Origin of the sequence: Promicromonospora iranensis, assembly GCF_028994805.1 — a bacterium.
Classification (GTDB): Bacteria; Actinomycetota; Actinomycetes; order Actinomycetales; family Cellulomonadaceae; genus Promicromonospora; species Promicromonospora iranensis.
On the sequence record NZ_JAJQQP010000011.1, the window covers coordinates 29758 to 53285 of the forward strand.

18 protein-coding genes are annotated in these 23528 nt (G+C 73.0%); 3 read left to right on the plus strand and 15 right to left on the minus strand.

The genetic code is table 11. The features are described 5' to 3' along the window. Positions 1 to 24: 24 nt before the first annotated feature. The 5 genes from LUM46_RS18705 to LUM46_RS18725 form a co-directional block, all read right to left on the minus strand. Positions 25 to 1287, minus strand: coding sequence for a cytochrome P450 family protein (locus LUM46_RS18705; RefSeq protein WP_274995908.1), 1263 nt, complete (start codon positions 1285 to 1287; stop codon positions 25 to 27). After that, positions 1284 to 1895 carry a GTP-binding protein gene (locus LUM46_RS18710; protein ID WP_274995909.1) on the minus strand — a complete coding sequence of 204 codons (612 nt, stop codon included), beginning with the start codon at positions 1893 to 1895 and terminating at the stop codon, positions 1284 to 1286. Before LUM46_RS18710 ends, LUM46_RS18705 begins: the two co-directional genes overlap by 4 nt. Then, positions 1876 to 2229 carry a DUF742 domain-containing protein gene (locus tag LUM46_RS18715; RefSeq protein WP_274995912.1) on the minus strand — a complete coding sequence of 118 codons (354 nt, stop codon included), beginning with the start codon at positions 2227 to 2229 and terminating at the stop codon, positions 1876 to 1878. Before LUM46_RS18715 ends, LUM46_RS18710 begins: the two co-directional genes overlap by 20 nt. Before the next feature lie 110 nt (positions 2230 to 2339). Beyond that, positions 2340 to 2753, minus strand: coding sequence for a roadblock/LC7 domain-containing protein (locus LUM46_RS18720; protein WP_274995913.1), 414 nt, complete (start codon positions 2751 to 2753; stop codon positions 2340 to 2342). After that, positions 2750 to 4420: an ATP-binding protein gene (locus LUM46_RS18725; protein ID WP_274995914.1), complete on the minus strand. Its 1671-nt coding sequence runs from the start codon at positions 4418 to 4420 to the stop codon at positions 2750 to 2752. Before LUM46_RS18725 ends, LUM46_RS18720 begins: the two co-directional genes overlap by 4 nt. A 323-nt stretch (positions 4421 to 4743) precedes the next feature. On the opposite strand from LUM46_RS18725, the gene LUM46_RS18730 reads away from it, so the two are divergent. After that, positions 4744 to 6912 (plus strand): prolyl oligopeptidase family serine peptidase, encoded by a 2169-nt coding sequence (locus LUM46_RS18730; RefSeq protein ID WP_274995917.1) that lies wholly within the window; start codon positions 4744 to 4746, stop codon positions 6910 to 6912. 129 nt (positions 6913 to 7041) lie between these two features. Here the strand turns inward: LUM46_RS18730 and LUM46_RS18735 are convergent, their stop codons facing one another. From LUM46_RS18735 to LUM46_RS18765, 7 genes are all read right to left on the minus strand, one after another. After that, the gene (locus tag LUM46_RS18735; protein ID WP_274995920.1) at positions 7042 to 8079 is read right to left on the minus strand and encodes a uroporphyrinogen decarboxylase/cobalamine-independent methonine synthase family protein; all 1038 of its coding nucleotides are present in this window, start codon (positions 8077 to 8079) and stop codon (positions 7042 to 7044) included. A 122-nt stretch (positions 8080 to 8201) separates the two neighbouring features. Beyond that, positions 8202 to 9500 (minus strand): tRNA 2-thiouridine(34) synthase MnmA, encoded by a 1299-nt coding sequence (gene mnmA / locus LUM46_RS18740; RefSeq protein ID WP_274995922.1) that lies wholly within the window; start codon positions 9498 to 9500, stop codon positions 8202 to 8204. Then, positions 9500 to 10663 carry a cysteine desulfurase family protein gene (locus tag LUM46_RS18745; RefSeq protein WP_374727021.1) on the minus strand — a complete coding sequence of 388 codons (1164 nt, stop codon included), beginning with the start codon at positions 10661 to 10663 and terminating at the stop codon, positions 9500 to 9502. The genes mnmA and LUM46_RS18745 overlap by 1 nt, the downstream gene beginning before the upstream one ends. Positions 10664 to 10979: 316 nt before the next feature. Then, positions 10980 to 13151, minus strand: a complete 2172-nt coding sequence (locus LUM46_RS18750) for a PhoX family protein (RefSeq protein ID WP_274995925.1) — start codon at positions 13149 to 13151, stop codon at positions 10980 to 10982. A gap of 125 nt (positions 13152 to 13276) precedes the next feature. Beyond that, positions 13277 to 14437: a ThiF family adenylyltransferase gene (locus LUM46_RS18755; RefSeq protein WP_274995926.1), complete on the minus strand. Its 1161-nt coding sequence runs from the start codon at positions 14435 to 14437 to the stop codon at positions 13277 to 13279. Between the two features lie 146 nt (positions 14438 to 14583). Further along, positions 14584 to 15561: an electron transfer flavoprotein subunit alpha/FixB family protein gene (locus tag LUM46_RS18760; RefSeq protein WP_274995928.1), complete on the minus strand. Its 978-nt coding sequence runs from the start codon at positions 15559 to 15561 to the stop codon at positions 14584 to 14586. Positions 15562 to 15608: 47 nt separating this feature from the next. After that, on the minus strand, positions 15609 to 16436 hold the full coding sequence (locus LUM46_RS18765; protein ID WP_274995931.1) for an electron transfer flavoprotein subunit beta/FixA family protein: 828 nt from the start codon (positions 16434 to 16436) through the stop codon (positions 15609 to 15611). Positions 16437 to 16509: 73 nt separating this feature from the next. Here LUM46_RS18765 and glgX point away from each other — a divergent pair, with 73 nt between their 5' ends. Further along, positions 16510 to 18837, plus strand: a complete 2328-nt coding sequence (gene glgX / locus LUM46_RS18770) for a glycogen debranching protein GlgX (RefSeq protein ID WP_274995933.1) — start codon at positions 16510 to 16512, stop codon at positions 18835 to 18837. A 46-nt stretch (positions 18838 to 18883) separates the two neighbouring features. After that, the gene (locus LUM46_RS18775) at positions 18884 to 20599 is read left to right on the plus strand and encodes an FAD-binding dehydrogenase (protein WP_274995935.1); all 1716 of its coding nucleotides are present in this window, start codon (positions 18884 to 18886) and stop codon (positions 20597 to 20599) included. Positions 20600 to 20642: 43 nt separating this feature from the next. On the opposite strand, the gene LUM46_RS18780 is transcribed toward LUM46_RS18775, so the two are convergent. From LUM46_RS18780 to LUM46_RS18790, 3 genes are read right to left on the minus strand one after another with little or no spacing between them, the layout of a single operon-like run. Further along, positions 20643 to 21710, minus strand: a complete 1068-nt coding sequence (locus LUM46_RS18780; RefSeq protein ID WP_274995937.1) for a prephenate dehydrogenase — start codon at positions 21708 to 21710, stop codon at positions 20643 to 20645. Next, a complete protein-coding gene (locus tag LUM46_RS18785) occupies positions 21707 to 22687 on the minus strand; it encodes a prephenate dehydratase (RefSeq protein ID WP_274995939.1) in 981 nt (326 codons plus the stop codon). Before LUM46_RS18785 ends, LUM46_RS18780 begins: the two co-directional genes overlap by 4 nt. Continuing rightward, a complete protein-coding gene (locus LUM46_RS18790) occupies positions 22687 to 23526 on the minus strand; it encodes a hypothetical protein (RefSeq protein ID WP_274995941.1) in 840 nt (279 codons plus the stop codon). The genes LUM46_RS18785 and LUM46_RS18790 overlap by 1 nt, the downstream gene beginning before the upstream one ends. Between the last annotated feature and the right edge of the window lie 2 nt (positions 23527 to 23528).

The following is a 23528-nucleotide window of genomic DNA, read 5'->3' on the forward strand; positions in this document are numbered from 1 at the left end:
CGCCAGACGACTACCTCGGCGGGGTCAGCGCTCGGTGCGCGGGCCGCCCTCGGTGAGCGGCGACGTGAACCGGACCGGGAGGCTGCGCGGGTAGCGCGACCACGGTGAGACCGACATCTTGAGCGAGTCCGCCGACACCGAGAGCTCCATGTCGAGGATCCGGCGCAGCAGGGTGTCCACGGCGATGCGGCCGATGAGCGGGCCGATCCGGTGGGCGGGGCACGCGTGCGCACCCGCGCCCCACGTGAGGTGGAACCGGCTGCCGAGCTCCTCCCACGGGTCGTCCGTACGGATGGCCCGGTCGGCGTTCGCGGCGGCGACGGCCGGCACGAGGGCATCGCCGTACGCGATCCGGCGTCCGCCCAGCTCGCAGTCCTGGCGGGCGAACCGCGGCAGCACGTGCGGAGCCGGCGGGTTGCGGCGCGACACCTCGTCCAGGGCGTCGTCCAGGTCGATCCGGCCGCGGCGCACGCGCGCCGCGAACGCGGGATCGGTCAGGATCATGTGCAGCGTGCTGGCGATCCACGCGATCTCCGCGTCGTGCCCCAGGCTGAACATCACGCCGATCGAAGCCATCACCTCGACGTCGTTCTCGTGGTTCGGGTGGTTCACCAGGGCCGTGGTGAGGTCCTCGCCGGGCTCGGCCCGGTGCGTCGCCACGAGCACCGCCAGGAGCGACTCCTGCTCGATCGCGGCAGCGCGGGCCTTCTCCCTGCCCGCGTACACCGCCTCGGTGAGCTCGTGCATCTTGTTCCCGTCGGACAGGCTCATGCCGAACATCTCGGTCATGACCATCACGGGGACCGCCACGGCGTAGTCCTTCACGAGGTCTGCCTCGCCGCGGGGCATCAGGCGGTCGATGATCGCCTCGCACGTCACCGCGACGGTGCGGGCCAGGCGCTTCTCGTCGATGGCGCCCAGAGCGTCGTCGAGAGGGGCACGCAGCCGGCGCTGCTGCATCCCGTCGAGGTAGTAGGCGCTCTCGCGGGGCGCCAGGGCGGCGAACACCCCGGAGTCCGGGGGCAGGGCACGCTCCTGGACGTACCGCCAGTTGCGGGAGTTGCGGGAGAACAGCAGCTCGTTGCGCATGACGCTGCTCGCCTCGTCGTACCCCAGCACGAGCCAGGCGGGCACACCCGGCTCCAGGTCCATCGGCGCGACCGGACCCCACTCGTCACGGAGCTGCTCGTACAGCTTGTGCGGATCCCGGGCCGTCGTGATGTCCGACAGCTGCATCCGGTCCGAGATGTCTTCCAGCCGGAGGTGCAGTCTGTTGGCCAGTGTCACGCGTTGACCTTCTGGAACACCGGGAACGTCATGGCGTGCTCGACGAGGGTGATCAGGGTGAGTACCGCGGACTGCCGGTCCCGCGCGTCGCACTCGACGATCGGGGTCTCCGGCAGCAGGTCGAGCGCCGCTCGGACCCGCTCCAGCGGATAGTTCGGCGAGTCCGGGAACTGGTTGACGACCACCGCGAACGGGATCTTGGTGCGCAGCTCCAGCTGGTCCAGCACCTCGAAGCTGTCCTCGAGGTGCCGGGTGTCGATCATGACCAGCGCACCGACGGCGCCGTCGGCCAGGCCCGCCCACAGGTCCCAGAAGCGGCGCTGGCCCGGGGTGCCGAACAGGTACAGCGCGATGTCCTCGGTCACGGTGATGCGACCGAAGTCCATCGCGACCGTCGTCGTCTCCTTGTTCGGCTGCCCCGGGTCGATGCCCACGCTCGCCGTGGTGATGCGCTCCTCGGTGCGGAGCGGGTCGATCTCGCTCACCGCACCGATCAGCGTCGTCTTGCCCACCCCGAAGGCGCCGACCACCAGCACCTTGACCGACCGGGCGACGGTCGGTGCCAGGTGCTGGCCGGACGCTGTGCGGTCAGAGCTTGCGGAGTCCATCGAGAATCTTCTCCAGGATGTCCTTGCCGGGCAGGACGTGCGCTTGATGGTTGGAACGAATCGTCAGGTTCCCCGAGTCGACCAGGTCGGAGACCATGACCGCCACGAGGCTCACCGGAAGCTGCAGGTACGCAGCGACCTCGGCGAGCGCGAGCGTCCCGCGGCACAGCTCGACCAGCTCGCGCTCCAGCCGGCTCGCCGTCGAGAGCACGGGCCGGCTCTCGACGGCCCGCACGAGTGTCTCCGGTCGCAGCGTGTTGCGCGACGGATGTGCCCGCCCCGAGGTGAGCACGTACGAGCGCACCGGGTGGTCGCGGTACTCCTCGGTGTCCATCCCGTCGCCCCCTGTTGGTCGGTCAGGTATCGGTCGAGCTGGTGGTGCCTGATACGCCAGAGCCTCTTCAGGCCCAGGTGGTGCTTTCCGCAAAGGTGCCTGGGGCGGGATCAGCTGGAGATCCGCTCCGTGCCCAGCGTGCGCTCTCCGATCATGAGCACCTGGGCCTGCATCTGCTGGGCGATCAGCGCCGGGTCGATCACCGTCTCGGTGACGACCGCGAGGCGGGAGCCGTCACCGGCTCCGCGGACGAAGAGGAACCCGCCGTCGAACTCCACCATCACCTGGCGGATCGTCTCGCTGCTCCCGAACTCCCTGCTCATTCCCATGCCCAGTGCGACAAGTCCGGCACATGCCGCAGCTACCTTGTCGGCCACGTCCAGCGGGGTCTGGTCCGTCCGAACCTTCATCAGTCCGTCCGAGGTGAGCACCACAACATGCTTGACCCCCCGTACACCACTGATGAGCTCGAGCATCCAGCTGTTGCCGTCGGTGCTCGTCATGCCGTCGGCCTGCGTAGTCATCGGTCCTCCGAAGTTCCGCCGGCTCCAGCCGACGGTTCGCTGCTGTCAGGTGAGTCCCCGAACCGCGCCTCGCTCGAACTGAAGAAGGCACCCATCCACTCACCGGCCTCTTCGGCCGTCTGAGCGGGACCAGGAGCTTCGGTACGGGGCTCCGTGGCCTTGGTCCGGCCGGGCGTATCCGCCTCTCCACGGCGCGATCGCCGTTGCGGAAGCGCAGACGGCTCGGGGAACTCGTCGTCCTCGGGGCGGGCTCGCCCCGGACGCAGGGGCAGCTCGCCAGGGGCCTGCACCGGGGCACCTGCCACAGGCGTCTCCTCCTCTTCGTCGACCACGTCGCCGGGCGCGCTCAGCGGCTCGACGGGAACCACGGTCGCCGGGTCGGGCGCCGCGGGCGCGGGCCACTCGTCGTCGTCCGCGGGCTTGGCGCTGGGCAGCTCGGGCGCGAGCGGCGCCTCGACGACCGCGGTGGCGCTGCGGCGGGACCCGAGTGCCGAGGCCCCGCTGGTGTGGTTGCCGGCGCTCGGCAGGGTGGCCGCCGGCGTGAGCATGCCCGTCGGCACCACTGCCTCGGTGAGCTCCGCCGGGATCATGACGATGGCGCGGAGGCCGCCGTACACCGACTCGGTGACGTCCACGCGGAAGCCGTGGCGCCGGGCGTAGGTGCCGACGACGGCCAGGCCGGTCTGCGGGATCTCACCGAGCTCGGTGATGCTGATCTCGCGCTTGCCGGAGGCGATGTCACGCGCCTGCTCGAGCTGCTTGAGGTCGAGGCCCACACCGCAGTCGTCGATCTCGACGACCGCGCCACGCTGCACCTGACGCAGCGAGACCAGCACCTGCGTGGTGGGCGGCGAGGACTGCGTGGCGTTGGACAGCAGCTCGGCCACGAGGTGGATGAGCGGCTCGACGATGCGCGCGGAGACGGCGACGCCGGGGTCACCCGACACCTCGACCCGGTGGAACGCCGTGATGCGGCTGGCAGCGCCCTTGACGACGTCGGGCAGCGGGAGCGGCTCGCTCCACTGCTGGCCCGGCCACTCGCCGCACAGGGCCGCGAGGCTCTGCGCCTGCCGTGCCTGCTGGGCAGCGGCGTGGTCGACGCGCATGGACGTCTGCAGGATGTCCGGGTCGGTGGGGTGGCGCTGCACCATGCGCGCCGCCTCCTCCTGGATGCGGTGCGCGGCGGCCTGGACCTTGCGGCTCAGGGCCACCACCGCGACCTGGACGGCATCGCGACGGGCGACGCGCTCCTCCTGCACCCGGGCGAGCATGGCCGCGGCCTCGTCGAGACGGGCCTGGGCGCCGGCATCACCCGGAAGGTGCGGGAGCGGCGGGGCGGGCTCGCTGTCGAGGAACGCGGGCAGCTGCTCCTTCGCGAGCGCGTCGAGCGCAGCGGACGCCGCCCCGGCGCGCTCCTCGGCCCGGCGGTACGCCAGGACCAGGTCCTCGTGCGCGGCGAGATCGTCCCGCGAGGAACGGGCGGCGATCAGTGCGGCCGCCACGGCAAGCCCGACGGCGGCGATGCCGACGAGCCATGCGGGCCACGTGGAGGAGGCTCCGGTGGCGGTGAACAGGACGGGTGCTACGAGTACATAGGCGAGCACGCCGGCGACGCACACCCAGGGCGCGACCTGGCGCAGCCTGCTCGGCGGAGGAGAAGAAGACATCGAGCTCACCGAGCCGATCCCCCTAATAGTTGTCTCGTCAGAGTTTGGGAAGACCGGACACGGCGGAATACCGCGACCTGCTCCACGAACTCGGCTGGAGAGGGCGAACAACCCCCTGGAGTGCAGTTTCTACCACAGCGCGTCCCGGGCGTGGAAGGGCACGACCGTGGTGCGACCAGCGAAAATATGTGCCATTGAGGAATGAGGCTGCCTCGTGGCGCAATAACACCACATTACGGCTAAAAGCGGACGCGCGCGATGCGGGAGCGTGGGACACGGCCCGGGACGACGGCGGCCCGGACGGGCCGCGTAGGGTGCTCTTCATGAGCGTCGAGCACACCCAGACCGCCCCCCGAACCGCTCTCCCGGACACCCCCCTCGACCCCTCCGGCCCCGACCCGTTCGCGTGGCTCGAGGACGTCGACGGCGAGACCGCCCTGACCTGGGTCCGCGAGCGCAACGCGCACAGTGCGGAGGCCCTCGGCGGTCCCGCCTTCACCGAGACGGAGCGGGCGGTACGCGAGGTCCTCGACTCGGACGACAAGATGCCGCACGTCTCCAAGGTGGGCGAGCACTACTACAACTTCTGGCAGGACGCCGAGCACGAGCGCGGGCTGTGGCGCCGGACGACCCTGGACTCCTACCGGACCGACGACCCCGAGTGGGAGATCGTCCTCGACCTCGACGCCCTGGCCGAGCAGGAGGGCGAGAGCTGGGTCTGGCACGGCGCGAGCGTCCTGCGCCCGACGCCCGAGCAGCTCGCGGCGGGCGAGCCGCGCCGGCACGCGCTGGTCGACCTGTCCCCCGGCGGCTCGGACTCCGACGTGACGCGCGAGTTCGACCTGGTCACGAAGCAGTTCGTGCCCGAGAGCGACGGCGGTTTCGTCCGCGCCCAGGCCAAGGGCGGGCTGTCCTGGGTCGACGCGGACACGGTCTACGTGTTCACGGACTTCGGCGAGGGCACCATGACGCCGTCCGGCTACCCCCGGCAAGTGAAGCGGTGGCGCCGCGGCACTCCCCTGGCCGAGGCGACCCTCGTCTACGAGGGCACCGACCAGGACATGTACATCAGCGCTTCGCGCTCGCACACCCCGGGCTTCGAGCGGGACCTGGTGCACCGCGCCCTGCGGTTCTACGCCAACGAGACCTACCTGGCGACGAACGTGGGCACGCCCGACCAGACGCTCACCAAGATCGACGTGCCGGACTCGGCGAACGTCGGCCTGCACCGCGAGTGGATGATGGTCCGGCTGCGTGACGACTGGGCGCTCGGCGACACGACCTACCGTGCCGGGTCGCTGCTCGTCGCCCCGTTCGACGACTTCATGGCGGGGTCGCGCGACCTGACGGTCCTCTTCGAGCCGACGCCGACGACGTCGCTCGCCGGGATCACCTGGACGCGGCACCACCTGGTGCTCAACGTGCTCGACGACGTGAAGAACCTGCTCCACGTGCTCACACCGCCCGCCGACGGTGCGGGCTCGACCGGTGAGCAGGAGTGGACCCGCTCCGACCTGTCCGTGGGCGGCGAGCTGCTGACGGTCGGCGTCGGCGCGGTGGACGTCGTCGACTCGGACGACGTCTGGGTGGTCACCACCGGCTACCTGACGCCGTCGACCCTGGCGCGCACCACGGTCGGGACGCGGGAGCAGGCAACGCCCGAGGTGCTCAAGTCCGCGCCCTCGTACTTCGAGGCGGCTGGGCTGGAGGTCCGCCAGCAGTTCACCGAGTCGGACGACGGCACGCGCGTGCCGTACTTCGTCGTCGGCCGCGCGGACCGCGTCTCCGGTGAGGCCGGGCCGGCGCCCACCCTGCTGTGGGGCTACGGCGGGTTCGAGCACGCGATCCTGCCCGGGTACTCGGGCACCGTCGGCCGGTCGTGGCTGGCGCGGGGTGGCGTGTACGCCGTGGCCAACATCCGGGGCGGCGGTGAGTACGGGCCGGCCTGGCACCAGGCAGCGCTCAAGGAGAACCGGCACCGCGCGTACGAGGACTTCGCCGCGGTGGCACGCGACCTCGTCGCGCGGGGCATCACCGTCCCCGCACAGCTCGGGATGGAGGGCCGCTCGAACGGCGGGCTGCTCGCCGGCAACATGCTGACGCAGTACCCGGACCTGTTCGGGGCGATCATCGTCGGCGTCCCGCTGCTCGACATGAAGCGGTACTCGCACCTGCTCGCGGGCGCGTCCTGGATGGCCGAGTACGGCGACCCGGACACCGACGAGTGGGAGTTCCTCCAGAGGTTCTCGCCGTACCACCTGTTCGACGCCGGCCGGGAGTACCCGCCGGTGCTGTTCACGACGTCGACCAAGGACGACCGGGTGCACCCCGGCCACGCCCGCAAGATGGCCGCGCTCATGCTGGCCGCGGGCAAGGACGTGACGTACTACGAGAACATCGAGGGCGGCCACGGCGGGGCGGCCAACAACGCGCAGGCCGCGCACATGGCCGCGACGCACTGGACGTTCCTCTGGAACCGGCTGAGCGCCTGACGCCTGGACCGCGCTCGTACGCGGTTGCGCCGCCCCTCTTCGAGGCCTAGGTTTCTCCGCTCTGAAGCGATTCAGAAGGGAGAAACTTAGACCTCGAAGAGGGTGGCCCCGGCGGCCTCAGGGGTGCGGTCAGGCCTCCGCGCGTTCCGACAGGGTTTCTGCCACGCGGCCGAGGTTGGCCAGCTCCGCGCGGTGGGCGTCGGTCGAGCCGAGCGACCTCCGGTGCGCGGCCAGGAGCGTCACCTCGGTGAGCTGCGCGGCGGGCAGACCGATCCGCCGCCAGGGGACCGCGACGAGGTCGGCCAGCTCGCCGAGCGCCGGTCCCGCGCACTGCGAGACCTGTGCGGGCGGCAGCCCCGCCCAGAGCCCGGTGCCCCGCTCCATGGCGCGTGCCACCAGCTCCCAGGCGTGCTCGTTCCAGCCACCCGGCCCGACATCGGCCAGGTCGAGGCCCAGCGCGTCGGCACCGGCGAGCACCACGGGCGGCACCCCGACCCAGGTGCTGCCGAGGTGGACGACGGAGCGGGCGCCGGCGTCGCGCACCGCCGCGAGCACGGGCTCCAGCCCTTCCACGATCTCGGGCCCGGCCACCGCCCGCAGCCGCGAGAACCCGGAGAACGTCGGCAGCACGCCCGCGTGCACCTGACCGAGCAGCGGTTCCGCGAGCTGGACGGTGACCTCGGCGCCGGGCACCTGGGCCACGATGTCGGACACGAGCGTCCGCAGGCTCCCGGCGAGCGCGAGGCCGAGATCCGCCCGGGCGCCGGTGTCGGCCAGGACGCGGTCCCCGCGAGCGGACCACAGCTGGGCCGCCAGCGTCCAGGGCCCCAGCATCTCCACGGTGAGCCGTCCCGTGTGGCCGTGGGCCGCGATCGCGAGGGCCTCGAGGTCCTCGCGCCAGAACGTCTCGGCCCGCCGCGCGTCGACGCCCGGCCGCTCGGTGAGCTTCCAGCCGTGCGGTCCCAGCTCGACGGGCATCTCGGCGAGCCGCACCGCCGTCCGCCCGAGGGTGTCCGCCCCCGGACCGCGCTGCTCCAGCTGCGTCACGAAGGGGATCGCGTCGACGCCCGTGGGCAGCTCCGCGAGCTCGTCCAGCGCCGTCTGCTGCGCCTCGAGCACGTCGCGCTCGCCTCCGGGCCACGGCCCGTGTCCGGTCACAGCGGTCATCAGCTCTCCTTGTTCAGATGTCGGTCCTCTACAGCGACCCACGCAACACCGCGCACGGGACCGGTCCCGCGGCTTGAGACCGGTCGGTCGGTCGATCGACCGATCGTCCCTACGGACCGAAGTCAGCGAGCCCGGTCCGCGGCGGGGGCAGCCGGCGCAGGTGCCCGCCAGGCTCGGGAGACCGTCGCCTGGCCCAGCACCCGCGTACCGCGGTACACCACGACCGACTGTCCCGGCGCGACACCCCGCAGGGGCGCCCCGGTCAGCTCGATCTCCATCGCGGGTGCGGACGGCTCCACCCCGGCCGCGGACGACGCCGACCGCTCACCTTCCGGTACGCCGTCACCATACGCGGCGCCGGAGTGGTCGATCGACCGCACCCGCGCCGGGACGGGGGCACCGTGCGCGCGCACCTGCACCTCGGCGTCGAACCACCCGTCCGCGTCCGGGACGACGTCGGTGGTCTCGACAGGGTCGACCGACGGGGTGGGCTCGACCAGCGGAGCCGGCTCCAGCACCCCGTCGAACCACAGGGCCTTCTCCCCCGCGATCCGGTCGACGCTCAGCAGCTCGGCGGGACCCACCACCACGGTGTTCGTAGCGGGCTGCACGTCGACCACGTACCGCGCCTTGCCGTCGGCGGCCGGCCGCCCGAGCCCGAGCCCCTTGCGCTGCCCCACCGTGAACGAGTAGGCGCCGTCGTGCTCGCCCACCACGTCGCCGTCGGTGTCGACCACGGCACCCGGCCGGGAACCCAGGCGGGACTGCAGGAACCCGCGGGTGTCACCGTCGGCCACGAAGCAGATGTCGTAGGAGTCGGGCTTGGCGGAGACCGACAGCCCGCGCCGTGCCGCCTCGGCCCGCACCTCGTCCTTCGACGCGAACCCGCCCAGCGGGAACATCGCACGCGCGAGCCGCTCCGGACCGGCGACGGCCAGCACGTACGACTGGTCCTTGGCGGCGTTGGGCGAGCGGTGCAGCTCGCGCACGGTGCGCCGCACGCCGTCGGGCAGCGCGACCTCACGGGTCACGATCTGCGCGTAGTGGCCCGTCGCGACGGCGTCGAAGCCGAGGGCCGTCGCCTTGTCCAGCAGGGCCTCGAACTTGATGTGCTCGTTGCAGCGCACGCACGGGTTGGGCGTGCGGCCGGCCTCGTACTCCGAGAGGAAGTCGGCCACGACCGTCTCCTCGAACCGCTCGGACAGGTCCCACACGTAGTACGGGATGCCGAGCACGTCGGCCGCGCGGCGGGCGTCACCGGCGTCCTCGATGGAGCAGCAGCCGCGCGACCCCGTGCGGAACTGGTCCCGGTTCCGGGAGAGCGCCATGTGCACACCCACGACGTCGTGCCCCGCCTCGACCGCGAGCGCCGCGGCGACCGCGGAGTCCACGCCGCCCGACATGGCTGCGAGCACCCGCATCACACACCCCCGATCGAACGGCCGGACACCAGGCCGGCGGCCTGCGCCCTGGCCACGACCTGGGGCAGTGCGGCGACGAGCCGGTCGACGTCGGACCCCGTGGAGGTGGCCCCGAGCGTGAAGCGCAGGGCACCACGGGCCTCGGCCTCGGGAACGCCCATGGCGAGCAGCACGTGCGAGGGCTGGGGCACACCCGCCTGGCAGGCCGAGCCGGTGGAGGCCTGCACCCCTGCGGAGTCGAGCAGGTACAGCAGGGAGTCGCCCTCGGCGCCGGGGAAGGTGAAGTGCGCGTTGCCGGGCAGCCGGTCGGCCGATCCCGGCTCGGGGCCGCGCAGCACCGCGGAGGGGGCGGCGACGCGTACGCGGGCGACGAGGTCGTCGCGCAGGGCGGACAGCCGGGCGGCGCGCTGCGGCAGGCACTCGACCGCATGGCGTGCGGCGACGCCGAAAGCGGCGATCGAGGCGGTGTCGAGCGTCCCGGAGCGCACGCCACGCTCCTGGCCACCGCCGTGCAGCACCGCGTCGAGCGCGAGGTCGCGCCGCGCGAGCAGGGCACCGACACCCACGGGGCCGCCCAGCTTGTGGCCGCTGACGGTCATGGCGTCGACGCCGGACTCGGTGAAGTCGACCTCGACCTGGCCCACGGCCTGCACGGCGTCGGTGTGCACGGGGACGCCGTACGGGCGCGCTGCGCGCACCACGTCGCGGATCGGTTGCAGCGTGCCCACCTCGTTGTTGGCCCACATGACGCTGATCAGAGCGGTCTCGTCACCGTGCGCGGCGAGCTCGGCGCGCAGGGCGTCGAGGTCGAGCCGGCCCTCGCCGTCGACGGGCAGGAGCACTATCTCGGCACCCGCGTGGCCGGCCAGCCAGAAGGCGGGATCGAGCACCGCGTGGTGCTCCACGGCGGAGACGAGGACCCGGCAGCGGCGGGTGTCCTGCGCACGGCGTCCCCAGAAGATGCCCTTGATCGCCAGGTTGTCCGACTCGGTGCCGCCCGCCGTGAAGATGACCTCGCTCGGCCGCGCGCCCAGGAACTTCGCGAGCGTCTCGCGGGCCTCCTCGACGGCGCGCCGTGCCGTGCGGCCCGCGGAGTGCAGCGACGACGCGTTGCCCGTGCGCTGCGCCTCGGCCACGAACGCGGCGAGCGCCGCGGCCGACATGGGCGTGGTCGCGGCATGGTCGAGGTACGCGCCGTCCGGCTCGCGCGGCGGTTGGCCGTGCGCGCCGCTCGCCGTCAGGGGCGTGCGTGCGGGATCGGGAGGCGGGTTCGTCACGGTCATCAAGTCTACGAACGCCGGGAAGGCCCTATCGCATCCCGGAGGTGTGACATGCCCGGCTCCGCGAGGTAGTCCTCTGGCGAAGTAGTCAGCCGGCGAGGTAGTCATGAGGCGAGGTAGTCACCCCACCTGGGTGACTACCTCGCCCTGTGACTACCTCGCCAGCCGACTACCTCGCGGGCTGACTACCTCGTGGGGGTCAGCGCTTGCGGTAGACCTGCACCACCGTGGGGCGCGGGCCCCGGAAGTCGCCGGCCTCCACCGGCGTACCCTCGGCGATGTAGTCGGGGAAGAAGGACTGCGGCGCGGCGAACGTGCCGTCCTCACCCGGGTGCTGCACGTTGACGTAGACCATGCCGTCGCGGGAGTCGATGATCGGGCCGCAGGTCTCGGCGCCGGCCGGCACCGAGAGGAACTGCTGCACGTGCCCGCGCTCCCGGCCCACGACCGGCACCTTGAACAGGCCGTCGCACTTGGCGATGCCGCTGGAGCTCGGCTGGCCGTCGGTCGAGATCCAGAGGTTGCCCTCGGCGTCGAACGCGAGGTTGTCCGGGCAGGAGATCGGCGAGACCCGGTCCTTCGGGTAGCCCGCGAAGTACGTGCCCTCGACCGCGGGGTCGCCGGCGACGAGCAGCAGGTTCCACGTGAAGCGGGTGGAGGTCTGGTCACCCGAAGGGATGATCTCGACGACGTGTCCGTCGCGGTTGCCGTTGATGGTGGCGCCGTTCTGGACCTTGTGGTCGCGGGGGTTGATCTCCGTGGCGGCTTCCCTGGCGTTGCCCGGCGTGCGGCCCGAGTTGTTGGTGCACGCCACGTAGATGCGGCCCGTGACCGGGCTGATCTCGACGTCCTCGGGACGGTCCATCTTGGTGGCGCCGACCTTGTCCGCGGCCATGCGGGTGTAGACCAGCACCTCCTCGACGGACATGCCCGCCACCTTGCTGCGGCCGTTCACGACCAGCGGGAGCCACTCGCCGGAGCCGTCGAAGGCGCCGTCGGAGGGGAGCGCGCCGGAACCGTCGATCTCGGCGGCCGGCGAGTCGCCGGTGAACTTGGCGACGTAGAGGTCGCCCTCCGAGAGCAGCGTCTTGTTGTGGGCGCGGGCCCAGCGCGAGCTGCCCTTGGCCACGCGGTCCTTGGAGACGAACTTGTAGACGTAGTCGAACGCCTGGTCGTCGCCCATGTAGGCGACGGCGTGGCCCTTGCGGGACAGGGTGACGTTGGCGCCCTCGTGCTTGAACCGGCCCAGGGCGGTGTGCTTCACGGGCGGCGCGGACGGGTCGTGCGGGTCGAGCTCGACGATCCAGCCGAAGCGGTTGGACTCGTTCTCGTACCCGGCGCCGCCGCCGAAGCGCGGGTCGTCGGCCTCCCAGCCGTAGCCGCTCGATGCGGGGATGCCGTACCGAGCGTCGGCGGCGGGGTTGGCGCCGGCGGCCGCGAAGTAGCCGTTGAAGTTCTCCTCGCCCGACAGGACGGTGCCCCACGGGGTGGTGCCGCCGGCGCAGTTGTTCATGGTGCCGAGCACGCGGGTGCCGGTCGGGTCCGCGGACGTCTTGAGCAGGTCGGTGCCGGCCGCGGGGCCGTCGATGACGAACTCCGTGTCCATGTGGAGACGGCGGTTGAACGGGCTGATCCGCTGGTACGACCAGGGCTTGCCCGGCGCCTTGCGGCGGACCTCGACGACGGCCATGCCGTGCGCCGCGCGCTCGATCGCCCGGGCGTAGGCGTTCTTCGTGCCCGTGACGTTCCCGGCGGCGTCGGTCTCCCAGTACTTCGCCGTGGGCGGGAACATGATCGCCGGGTTGGTGTACTCGAGGTTCGAGACCAGGAGGCCGCGGGTGCCGCGCCGCTTGTCGCCGACGTCGAACGGCAGGATGTCGAGGTAGTCGCAGTTGTAGCCGAACTGCTTGGCGGCCTGCTCCGGCGACTGGTTGTTCGGGTCGAAGGTACGTGCGCCCGGGAGGATCGGGTCGCCCCAGCGGATGATCGGGTCCCAGGTGTAACCCTCGGGCACCACGAGCGCGTCGACGTCGACGGGCTGCGGGTCGATCGCACCGAAGGCCAGGCCGCGTCCACCGCCGTGGCCGGGGAAGCGCCCCTCGGGCAGGGTCGCGGCGGTGGCGGACGGCGCGTTGTCGACACCCTGCGCCCCGATCACCACGGCGCCGGCGGCGACCGCCAGGGTGCCGAGCATCGCGCGGCGCGACAGCACCGAGCTCACGACGTCCTTGAAGTACTCGTTGGCGCTCTCGTTGGGGGCGGGGTGGAGGCACGCGTCGTTGCACTTGAGACGGCACGTCACAGGGCTGCGCTTGCCGCGCGCGTGCGTGTGCACCGTGAGCAGCGAGCGGTGTTCGGGGGCGATCGTCATCGGAGGTTCTCCGGTCCGAGCTGGGGGGTAGGTCGTCGTCAACCTAGAAGCAGGCGGTGTCCGACCTGCGTCAGGTCCGGTACGTCCAGATGAACGGGACGTGTCCAGAAAGTGGGTCGTGCTCCTCAACCGAGGATCGCGCGGCTCGTGACGTCGCGCCACCCCTCGGCGCGCAGCAGCTGCTCCGCCCCGCGCGAGCGCAGACCGCGCTCGCACACCACGACGACCGGCCGGTCGACCGGGTGGTCGAGCAGCTCCGGCGGCAGGTTCCCGACCGCGAGGTCCTCCAGCCGTGCGAAGACCGCACCGGGCACCGCGCCTGGGCGCAGCCCGACGTCGAGCAGCAGGACGCCGGGCGCCTCGGGGTCGCTCCGGTTTGGCTCGGGGGCACCCGGCCTCGGCCCGGGCGGCGACTGCCGGGGAGCCGCCGCGGGCTCCGGCGGCGGCGCGAGCGCCGACCCCTCGACGACCTGCGAGGCCTGCACGGCCTCGGCGGTCAGCGCGGCCTCGGGAGTCGGTGCGGCGGCGGACGGCGGCGGCGCCAGCTCGATCGTGTCCCACGCGGAGGTGCGCGCGTCGTAGGCCAGCAGCCGCCCCAGCGCCGGATCGCCGGTACCGGTCAGGACCTTGACCGCCTCGACCGCCATCGTCGAGCCCACGACGCCGCACGCGGGGCTCAGCACGCCCACCGTCGCGCACGACTCCCCCTCGGGCGGCTGCGGACCGAACACGTCCGGGTAGGTGATCGCCCGCCCCTCGGGAGCCGCCGACCAGAAGACGCTGACCTGGCCGTCCCAGCCCAGCACCGTGCCCCAGACGACGGGCAGGCCCAGGGCCGCCGCCGCCTCGGCGACGGCGTAGCGCGTCTCGAACGTGTCCGAGCCGTCCACCACCAGGTGGTACCCGCTGAGGATCGCCGTGGCGTTGTCGCGGGTCAGCCGCTCGCGGTGAGCGATCACCTCGACGTCGGGGGCCAGGCCGCGCAGCACGTCGGCGGCCGACTCCGTCTTGGCGCGTCCGACGTCGGCCACCGCGTGCAGCACCTGCCGCTGGAGGTTGGAGGCCTCGACGACGTCGTCGTCGATGATGCCGAGCGTGCCGACGCCCGCGGCGGCGAGGTACTGCAGCACCGGCGACCCGAGGCCGCCCGCGCCCACCACCACGACGCGGGACGCGGCCAGGCTCTCCTGCGCGGCGAGGCCGAACCCGTCGAGCAGGAGGTGCCGCGCGACGCGACGCCGCTCGGCGGGCGCCAGTGCACCCCGGTCGGTCTCGAGCTGCTCCATCCGCCCATTCCACCACGTCGCCGGAGCGGCTCCGTCCGGGGCGGGCACCCTCGGCGGCCGCCTCTTCGAGGTCTAGGTTTCTCCGCTCTGAAACGGTTCAGAACGGAGAAACTTAGGCCTCGAAGGGGTACCTCGGATCGAGCCGATCAGGCCTTGCGCTTGCGGATCTCCGCCGCGGCCTGCGGGAGCACGTCGGCGAGCTGCCCGACGACGGCGAAGTCGCAGATCTCGAAGATCGGCGCCTCCGGGTCGCTGTTCACGGCGACGATCACCTGGGACGCCTGCATGCCACCGCGGTGGTGCGGCGCGCCGGAGATGCCCGCGCCGATGTAGACGCGCGGGGCCACCGTGACGCCGGTCTGACCCACGTACGTGTCCCACCAGCCCTCGAACGCCGCGTCACGCGACGCCCCGACGGCGGCGCCGAGCGCGTCCGCCAGGTCTTCGACGGGCCCGAAGTCGCCGTCGGTGCCGCGCCCGCCGGCCACGACCACCGCCGCCTGGTCCAGCGGCGGGCGGCCGCTCGTGTCGGTCCTGACGGTGCGCGACAGCAGCGCTACCGGGGACCGCGTCACCTCGACGGCGAAGCCCTCGGTCACCGGCTCGACGGCGGCCTCGGCGGGCTGCGCCACCGCGGAGTTGGCCCGGACGGTCACCACGGCGACGTCGGTGGTCACCACGCACTCGGTGTCCCACGAGCCGGCGAAGACGCGCTTGCCGGCCACGATCCGACCGCCCTGGTCGCGCAGGGCGGCGGCATCGATGACGAGGCCCGCGCGGAGGTCGTGGGCGGCGAGCGCCGCCGCCTCCTTCGCGGCGAACGACGTGGGCAGCAGCACCACGTCGGCGTCGGTGAGGCGCACGGCGGCGGCCAGGCCCGCCGCGACGACGGCGGGCAGGTGCCGCTCGTCACCGGTCACGCTGGTGCCGTCGCGGGCGGGCTCGGCCTGGTGCACGGTCTCGACGCCGTACGCGCCGAGCTGTGCGAGCACCTCGACGGTGGGCGCCTCCAGGGCCACGGCCTCGACCCGACCGAGGCCGCGCGCGATGGTGAGGAGCTCGAGCACGCTGGTGCGGACCTCGGTCGCGGGGTCGAGCAGGACCAGGACTGTGCGGTTGGTCATCGTCTCTCTCAAACTGAGCTTGTCTGGTCTGACACTGCGGTTCCGCGTCAGACCAAGTCGTTGCGGATCAGGAAGTCGGCCAGCGCCACGCCGCCCTCGCCCTTGTCGGTGACGATCTCGGGCTCGGCGCGCTCGGGGCGCGGGGCGGCGGACAGCGTCTCGGTACGCGCGCCGGCGGTGCCTGCCGCGGCGGGGTCGAGCCCGAGGTCGGCCGGGGTCCACACCTCGATCTCCTTGCTGCGGGCCGCCATGATGAGCTTGAACCCCGGGAAGCGCGGCTGGTTGGCCGTGTCCGTCACGGACAGGACGGCGGGCAGCGGGCCGGACAGGCGCTCGGTCACGTCGTCGATCTCGCGGGTGATCGTCAGCACACGCTCCGAGCCCTCCGCGGGGGCCAGCTCGACCTTCTTGGCGAGGTTGAGCGTGGGCAGGCCGAGCTCGGCGCCGAGCAGCGTCGGGACCACGGAGCCGAGGCCGTCGAGGGCGGCCATGCCGGTCACCACGAGGTCCACCGGAGCCTCCTCGCCGAGCTTCCGCACGGCGGCGGCGAGCACGGCGGCGGTGCCGAAGTAGTCGGAGCCGGCCAGCGTGTCGTCGGACACACGGATGCCCCGGTCCACACCGAGCTGGAACGCCTTGCGGAGTGCGACGTCGCCGTCGGGCCCGGCCATGGTGACGACGACCACCTCGCCGTCGTCCGGTCCGATGCGGCCGGACTCACGCTCGGCCTCGACCAGCCGCAGGGCGGCCTCGACGGCGTTCTCGTCCAGCTCGTTGAGGGTGCCCTCGCCGGCGTCGCGCACTACCCGACAGTCCCGGAAACCACGCTCGGTGTTGATGTCCGGGACGTACTTGGCGGCGACGACTATGCGCATGGGGTAACGGTACGACGTCGCGCGGGATGGGACGGATCTCGTCCACGATGCCGTCTCTGCAACGATTGGCCCCATGGTGCAGTCTCCACGAGCAGAACCACAGCGCGCGCCGGGCGACCCGGCACCCCGCCCGGTCGTCCGGCCCTTGATCCGACCGACGGCCCGGCGCAGCCACGTCCCGCCCCTCGGCGTCTACGTCACACCCGACGGCGGGATCGACGCGGCCGTCCTCGCGTCGCACGCCACCGCCGTCGACCTGTGTCTCATCGACGTCACCGATCCGGCCCTGGACGAGCACGACCCGAACCGGTACACGGAGCGGCGGGTCGAGATGGTGGGCCCGGTGTACGGCGTCTGGCACACGCACGTGCCGGACGTCGCCCCCGGGCAGCGCTACGGCTTCCGGGTGTACGGGCCGTGGGACCCCGAGGCGGGGATGCGCCACAACCCGGCCAAGCTGCTGGTCGACCCGTACGCCCGCGGGTTCGCCGGCCGGCTGCGCTACGGGCCGGAGGTGGTGGGGTCCGTGTCCACGGAGCGGGAGCCGGGCTGGTGGCTCGGCGACCCCTACGGCGCGCCCGACGAGCGGGACTCGCTGGCGTACGTGCCGCACTCCGTCGTCGTCGCGCCGCTGCCGCCGCCCGCTCCCCTGTCGCGACCGCGCGTCCCCTGGGCCGACACCGTGATCTACGAGGCGCACGTGCGCGGTCTGACGATGCTCCGCGAGGACATCCCGGCAGAGCTGCGCGGCACCTACGCGGGCGCGGCGCACCCGGCGATCGTCGAGCACCTGCTGAGCCTCGGCGTGACCACGATCGAGCTGCTGCCGATCCACAAGAGCGTGGCCGAGCCGCGGCTGGCCGCCAACGGGCTGCCGAACTACTGGGGCTACAGCACCCTCGGGTTCTTCGCCCCCAACGCCGCGTACGCCACGCGGGCGGCGCAGGAGCAGGGTGCCGAGGCGGTCCTCGACGAGGTGCGCGGCATGGTGCACCTGCTGCACGAGGCAGGCATCGAGGTGCTGCTGGACGTGGTCTACAACCACACCTGCGAGGGCGGTGACGACAGCCTCCACGTGGCCTGGCGCGGTCTCGACAACCCGGTCTACTACCTGCACGACGGCGCCTCGCCCGCCGCCCTCGCGGACGTCACCGGAACGGGCAACTCGCTGGACTTCCGCCGCCCGCGCGTGATCCAGATGGCCCTGGACTCGCTGCGGTACTGGGCCGAGACGGTCGGTGTGGACGGCTACCGGTTCGACCTCGCGGTGACGCTGGGCCGCGGGACCGTCGGCTTCGACCCGGACCACCCGTTCCTGGTGGCCCTGCAGACGGACCCCGTGCTGTCGGGCCTCAAGCTCGTGGCCGAGCCGTGGGACGTCGGCCCGGGCGGGTGGCAGACCGGGTCCTTCCCGCCGCCCATGGCGGAGTGGAACGACCGGTTCCGCGACGCCGCCCGCGGCTTCTGGCTGGACGCACCCCGGCAGGGCGCCCGCGGGCAGGAGATGCTCGGCCTGCGCGACCTCGCGACCCGGCTCGCCGGGAGCGCCGACCTGTTCGGGCCGGGTGACCCGCCCCTGGTGCGGGGGCCCGTCGCCTCCGTGAACTACGTGACGGCGCACGACGGCTTCACGCTCGCGGACCTGGTGGCCTACGACCACAAGCACAACGAGGCCAACGGAGAGAACAACCGGGACGGGACGAACAACAACCTGTCGTGGAACCACGGGATCGAGGGGCACACCTCGTCGGGCGACGACGCCACCACCGAGCCGTGGCAGGCGATCGTGCCGCCGCGACGCCGGTCGCAGCGCAACCTGCTGGGCACGCTGCTGCTCTCCGCGGGCACCCCCATGCTCACCGCGGGCGACGAGTTCGGCCGCAGCCAGGGTGGGAACAACAACGCGTACGTGCAGGACAACGAGGTCTCCTGGCTGCCATGGGCGCTCGACGACGCGGCGACCGACCTGCTGGAGACCACCCGGTACCTGCTGCGACTGCGGCGGGAGCACCCGGCGCTGCGGGCCGACTCGTTCTTCCTGGGCTCGCCCCGGCCGAACGAGTCCGACCCGGACCTGCTCTGGTTCTCCGACGCCGGCGTACCGATGGAGCCGGCCACCTGGAACCAGACCTGCCGGCGCGTGCTGCAGATGCTGCGGCCGGGCCCGGCGGCGGGCGACGCGGACGTGCTCCTGGTCGTGAACGGCAGCCTGGACGACGCCCACGTGACGCTGCCTCCGCACCCCCGCGCGGACGGCGCACCGTGGCAGCTCGTCTGGGACTCGTCCTGGGACTTCCCGTCCGTGCCCGAGGACGAGGCGGGCCCGCGGACCACGGTGACGCTGGACGCGCTCAGCCTCCAGGTCCTGCTCTCGCCAGGCGTGGATTCACCCCGGACATGACCGGGCGCTTGCCCCACGGGCCTTATGTCCTGGTTAAGGTGCGTTCATGACTGACTCCGTCCACAACAACGGCGTTGCCGCCGCGTCCGACACCGACGTCATCGTCATCGGCGCGGGGCTGTCGGGGCTTGTCACCGCGACCGAGCTGACGGCGTCGGGCAAGCGGGTGATCCTGCTGGACCAGGAGCCCGCGGCGTCGCTGGGTGGGCAGGCCTGGTGGTCGTTCGGTGGCCTGTTCCTCGTGGACTCCCCCGAGCAGCGCCGCCTCAAGGTGAAGGACTCGTTCGACCTCGCCTTCGCCGACTGGCTCGGCTCCGCCCAGTTCGCTCCGGGAGCCGAGCGCGGTGAGGGGCCGGACCGGTTCGGGTACCGGTGGGCCAAGGGATTCGTCGAGTTCGCCGCCGGCGACCTGCGGCCGTGGCTGCATGCCAAGGGGGTGCGCTGGTTCCCGTTGGTGCAGTGGGCGGAACGCGGCGGGTATCCGGCCGGCGACCACGGCAACTCCGTGCCGCGCTTCCACGTCACGTGGGGCACGGGGCCCGCCGTCGTCGCACCGTTCGTCGTGGCCGCCCGCGAGGCGAACCGGGCCGGCCTGCTGGACCTGCGCTTCCGCCACCGGGTCACGTCCCTGGTCACCACGGACGGCCGGGTCACGGGGGTCCGCGCGGAGGTCCTGGCCGACGACGGCGTCGGCCGCGGCGAGCCCTCCACCCGTACGGTGACCGGCGAGGTGGAGCTGTCCGCGCAGGCCGTGGTGGTCGCGAGCGGCGGGATCGGCGCGAACCACGACCTGGCGCGCGCCCACTGGTCGGCGGATGCCGGGCGCCTGCCCGCGCGGATGCTGTCCGGCGTGCCCGACTCCACGGACGGGCTCATGCTCGGCGTCGCCTCGGCGTCCGGCGCGGCTCTGGTGCACGAGGACCGCATGTGGCACTACCCCGAGGGCATCGCGAACCACTCGCCGGTCTGGTCCCAGCACGGCATCCGGATCCTGCCCGGCCCGTCGTCGCTGTGGCTCGACGCCGACGGCGGCCGCCTGCCCGGCCCGCTGTTCCCGGGCTTCGACGCGCTCGGGGCGCTCCGGCACGTGACCACGCGGGGCGACGACCACTCCTGGTTCGTGCTGAACAAGACCATCATGGAGAAGGAGTTCGCGCTGTCGGGCTCCGAGCAGAACCCCGACCTGACCGGCAAGTCCGTGCCGCTCCTGCTGGAGCGGGTACGCGGGAGGTCGGTGCCGGTGCGGACGTTCGCCGAGCAGTCGGAGGAGTTCCTCTGGGCGAGCACGCCCGCCGAGCTCGCCGCGAAGATGAACGCGCTCACCGAGGCTACCGAAGGGTCGGCCGGGCACATCGACGCCGACGCGCTGGCCGCCCTCATCACCGCCCGCGACGCGCAGGTGGCGACGGGACTGGGCAAGGACCCCCAGGTCGTGGCGACGTCGGCCGCGCGGCACTTCATCGTGGACAAGGCGATCCGGGTGTCGCCCCCGCGCGCGCTCACCGATCCCCAGGACGGGCCGCTGCTCGCCGTCCGGCTGTCGGTGCTGACCCGCAAGACGCTCGGCGGCATCTGGTGCGACGAGACCGGACGCGCCCTGACGCCCGCGGGGGACGTGCTGGAAGGCCTGTGGGCGGTGGGCGAGGCCGCCGGCTTCGGCGGCGGTGGCTCGCACGGGCACCGGGCGCTGGAGGGCACCTTCCTGGGCGGCTGCCTCTTCACGGGCCGCACGACAGGACGTGCCCTGGCAGAGGCGCTGTAGGCCACCCGCGGGGCGGTGGAGCCCGGGCTGCTCCCCGGCAGCACTACCGCAGCAGCGCCGTGCCGTTCTCGAACCCGATCACCACGGCGCCCGCCGCGCAGCGGCCCACCAGCTCCGCCGGCCAGTCGCCGGTCAGCGGCACGACCTCGACGTCTGCCCCGACGTCCGGGCCGACGTCGGACCCCTCCGCACCGTCACCCGGGCGCAGGCCCGTCACGCGCGGGCCGGCCGGGCGGCCGATCAGCTCGCGCACCGCGTCGGGACGGTCGAAGAACCAGTGCGTCGGCGCGTTGGAGTCGAGGTCGTCCGCGAGCCGCTCGAGGTCCCGGGCGGCGAGCCGCAGCACGGGGGCCACCCAGGCGGCGTTCTCCGTGACCATCGCCTCGGTACGGCGCGGGTCGGTGAACCCGACCCGGGTCCCGTCCCGGAACGAGCCCGCCGCGAGCCCCAGCGCCAGGTCCCGCACCGGTGCGCCGGACACGGCCCCGAGCAGCTGGTTGGCCAGGACGTGCGGCACGTGCGAGACGAGGGCGGCCGCCTCGTCGTGCAGCTCGTCGGTGAGCACGGCAGCCGTCCCGCCGAGCGGACCCGTGACCAGGCGCAGCACCCGCTCCAGCCGACCGGGGTCGGTCCCCGCCACGCCGGCCTCGGCCGCCGCGCACGTCACCGCCCACGGGATGCCCTGCATCAGCTCGGCCGACGACGCCGCGAACCCGCTCCGCTCCGTCCCCGACATCGGGTGTGCCCCGACGTAACGGCCGGCCAGACCGGCGTCGGCGACGGCCTCGCGCACCGGCGTCTTCACCGAGCCGACGTCGGTCACCGTCGGGTCCCAGCCCGGCTCGCCGGCCAGTGCCTCCGCCAGCTCCCCCGCGACCGTCCGCATGGCGCGCAGCGGCGCGGCGAGCACCACGATCTCGGGACGGTGCAGCGCCAGCCCGGCGACGTCGTCCACCACCGAGAGGCCTGCCGCGCGAGCCTCCTCGGTCGAGACCGGGTCCGTCGCGACCACCGGCACACCCGCCGCCTGCAGCGCCTTGGCCAGCGAGCCCCCGATCAGGCCGAGGCCGACGACGCCGACCGGCCCACCGTGCGCACCGATGCCGCTCACCACAGCAGACCCCGGTCCCGCGCCTGTCCGGTGTCCTTGGCGGAGACCGAGCCGACCGGGACGTGGTCGGGATCGAGGACCCCGTCGAGCGCCCGGAAGCCGGCGCCGGCGGGGAACAGGCCGAGCGTCTTGAGGGAGTCACCGGCGGCGAGCAGGTCGCTCATCACCTCCCGGGCGCCCTGGTCCCACGGCGCCTCGTCGAACGTCACCACGAACACGTACTTGCTCTCCTGGGCCTTGAGCGGCCGGGTGATCAGGCTCGACATGTTCACGCCCCGGTCCCCGAACGCGGCGGTGATCCGCGCCAGCACCCCCGGCCCGGTGACCGCGGGGGTGATCGCCAGCATGGTCTTCCAGGCCGTCGCGCCCGTGGCGCGCGACCGCGCCAGCTGCGCGTCGGCAGCGGTCCGCCGGGTCAGGACGAGAAACCGGGTGCGGCCGCCACGAAAGTCCTCGACGGCCTTCGCGTACGTCTCGAGCCCGTAGAGCTCACCGCAGATCGTGGGGCCGAGCGCGATGGTCCCTGGCCCCGCGTCGCGGCACGCGGCCGCGTTGGACGACGCCGGAGCGGTCGCCAGCCCAGTGCCCGTGACGAAGCCCGCGCACTGCGCCAGACCGTGCGGGTGCGCGGACACCACGGTCAGCTCGCCGTGGTCGGGGCGCACGAACGCGTCGAACGACACGTCGAGCGCCACCTCGTCCACGGCGACGACGTCCGCACTGGAGAGCAGCGTGTCCAGCGACGGCACCACGTAACCCTCGACGGAGGACTCGATGGCGACGACCCCGACGTCGGCGGCGCCGTCGGCCACGACGTCGTGCACGCTCTTGACCGTGTCCAGCGGTTCGGCGGTCACGTCGCCCGCGGTGCCTCCGGACATGGCGTGCCGGCGCGCCCACTCCAGCGCGGCCTGGTGCGTGAACGTGCCTTCCGGCCCCAGGTAGGCGACCCGGGTGCCGCGCTCGGTGCCCGCCATCAGGCCCACCGCGGCGTCAGCGCGTCGGGCCCCGGCACGAACACCTCGCCGGGCAGCACAGCCAGCGTGCGGTGCGCCACGCCCCGCTCGGTGAGCGTGGCGACCAGGACGGTCAGCACGGCCGACGTCGGGCAGGAGAACGACGTGAAGAACACGTGCGGCCCGGCCGACGACGGCTGGCTGCGCAGGTGGTCGAGGTCGAGCCCGGCATCCGCGATGAGCGCGAGCGTCGGCTGCAGGGAGCCGAGATGGTCGTCGGCCGGGCCGAAGGCGAGCCAGACCTGCGCCGGGTCGACGAACTCCGGCCAGTCGGCACGGGACTCCAGGAGCCCGTACCAGACGGGTCCGCCCTCGGCGAGCGCGGCGCTGTCGGGCAGCTCGGTGAAGCCCGCGGGGACCCGGGGCCGCTCGATCACGAGCGACCCGCCCTCGCCCGCCAGGGCGATGCGTTCCTCGACGGTGGCTCGCGTGGGCACCAGGCGAGGACTCGCCCCGAGGCTCCGCAGGACGCCCGCGCAGTCGCGCATCCCGGCCTCGTCGATCACGACCTGGCCCCCCGCGGCGCCCGCTCCGACCCAGACCCACTGGCTGGGCACGGCGACCGCACCCGTCACGATGAGCGACGACGCGCCCTCCAGGAGGGCACGTTCGAGGCCTGGCGCGGGGTGCTCCGGGTGTCCCAGGTGCACCACCGCCGCCAGGGCCTCGATGCCGGCCACCGTGGCGAGCGTGTCCGCCGTGGTGCCGAGGTCCAGCAGTTCGACCGGGTCGTTCCAGCCCGCCATCTTCGCGGCAAGCACCGCGTGCGCGGGGGATTCCCGCTCGCTACGTCCAAGCATGT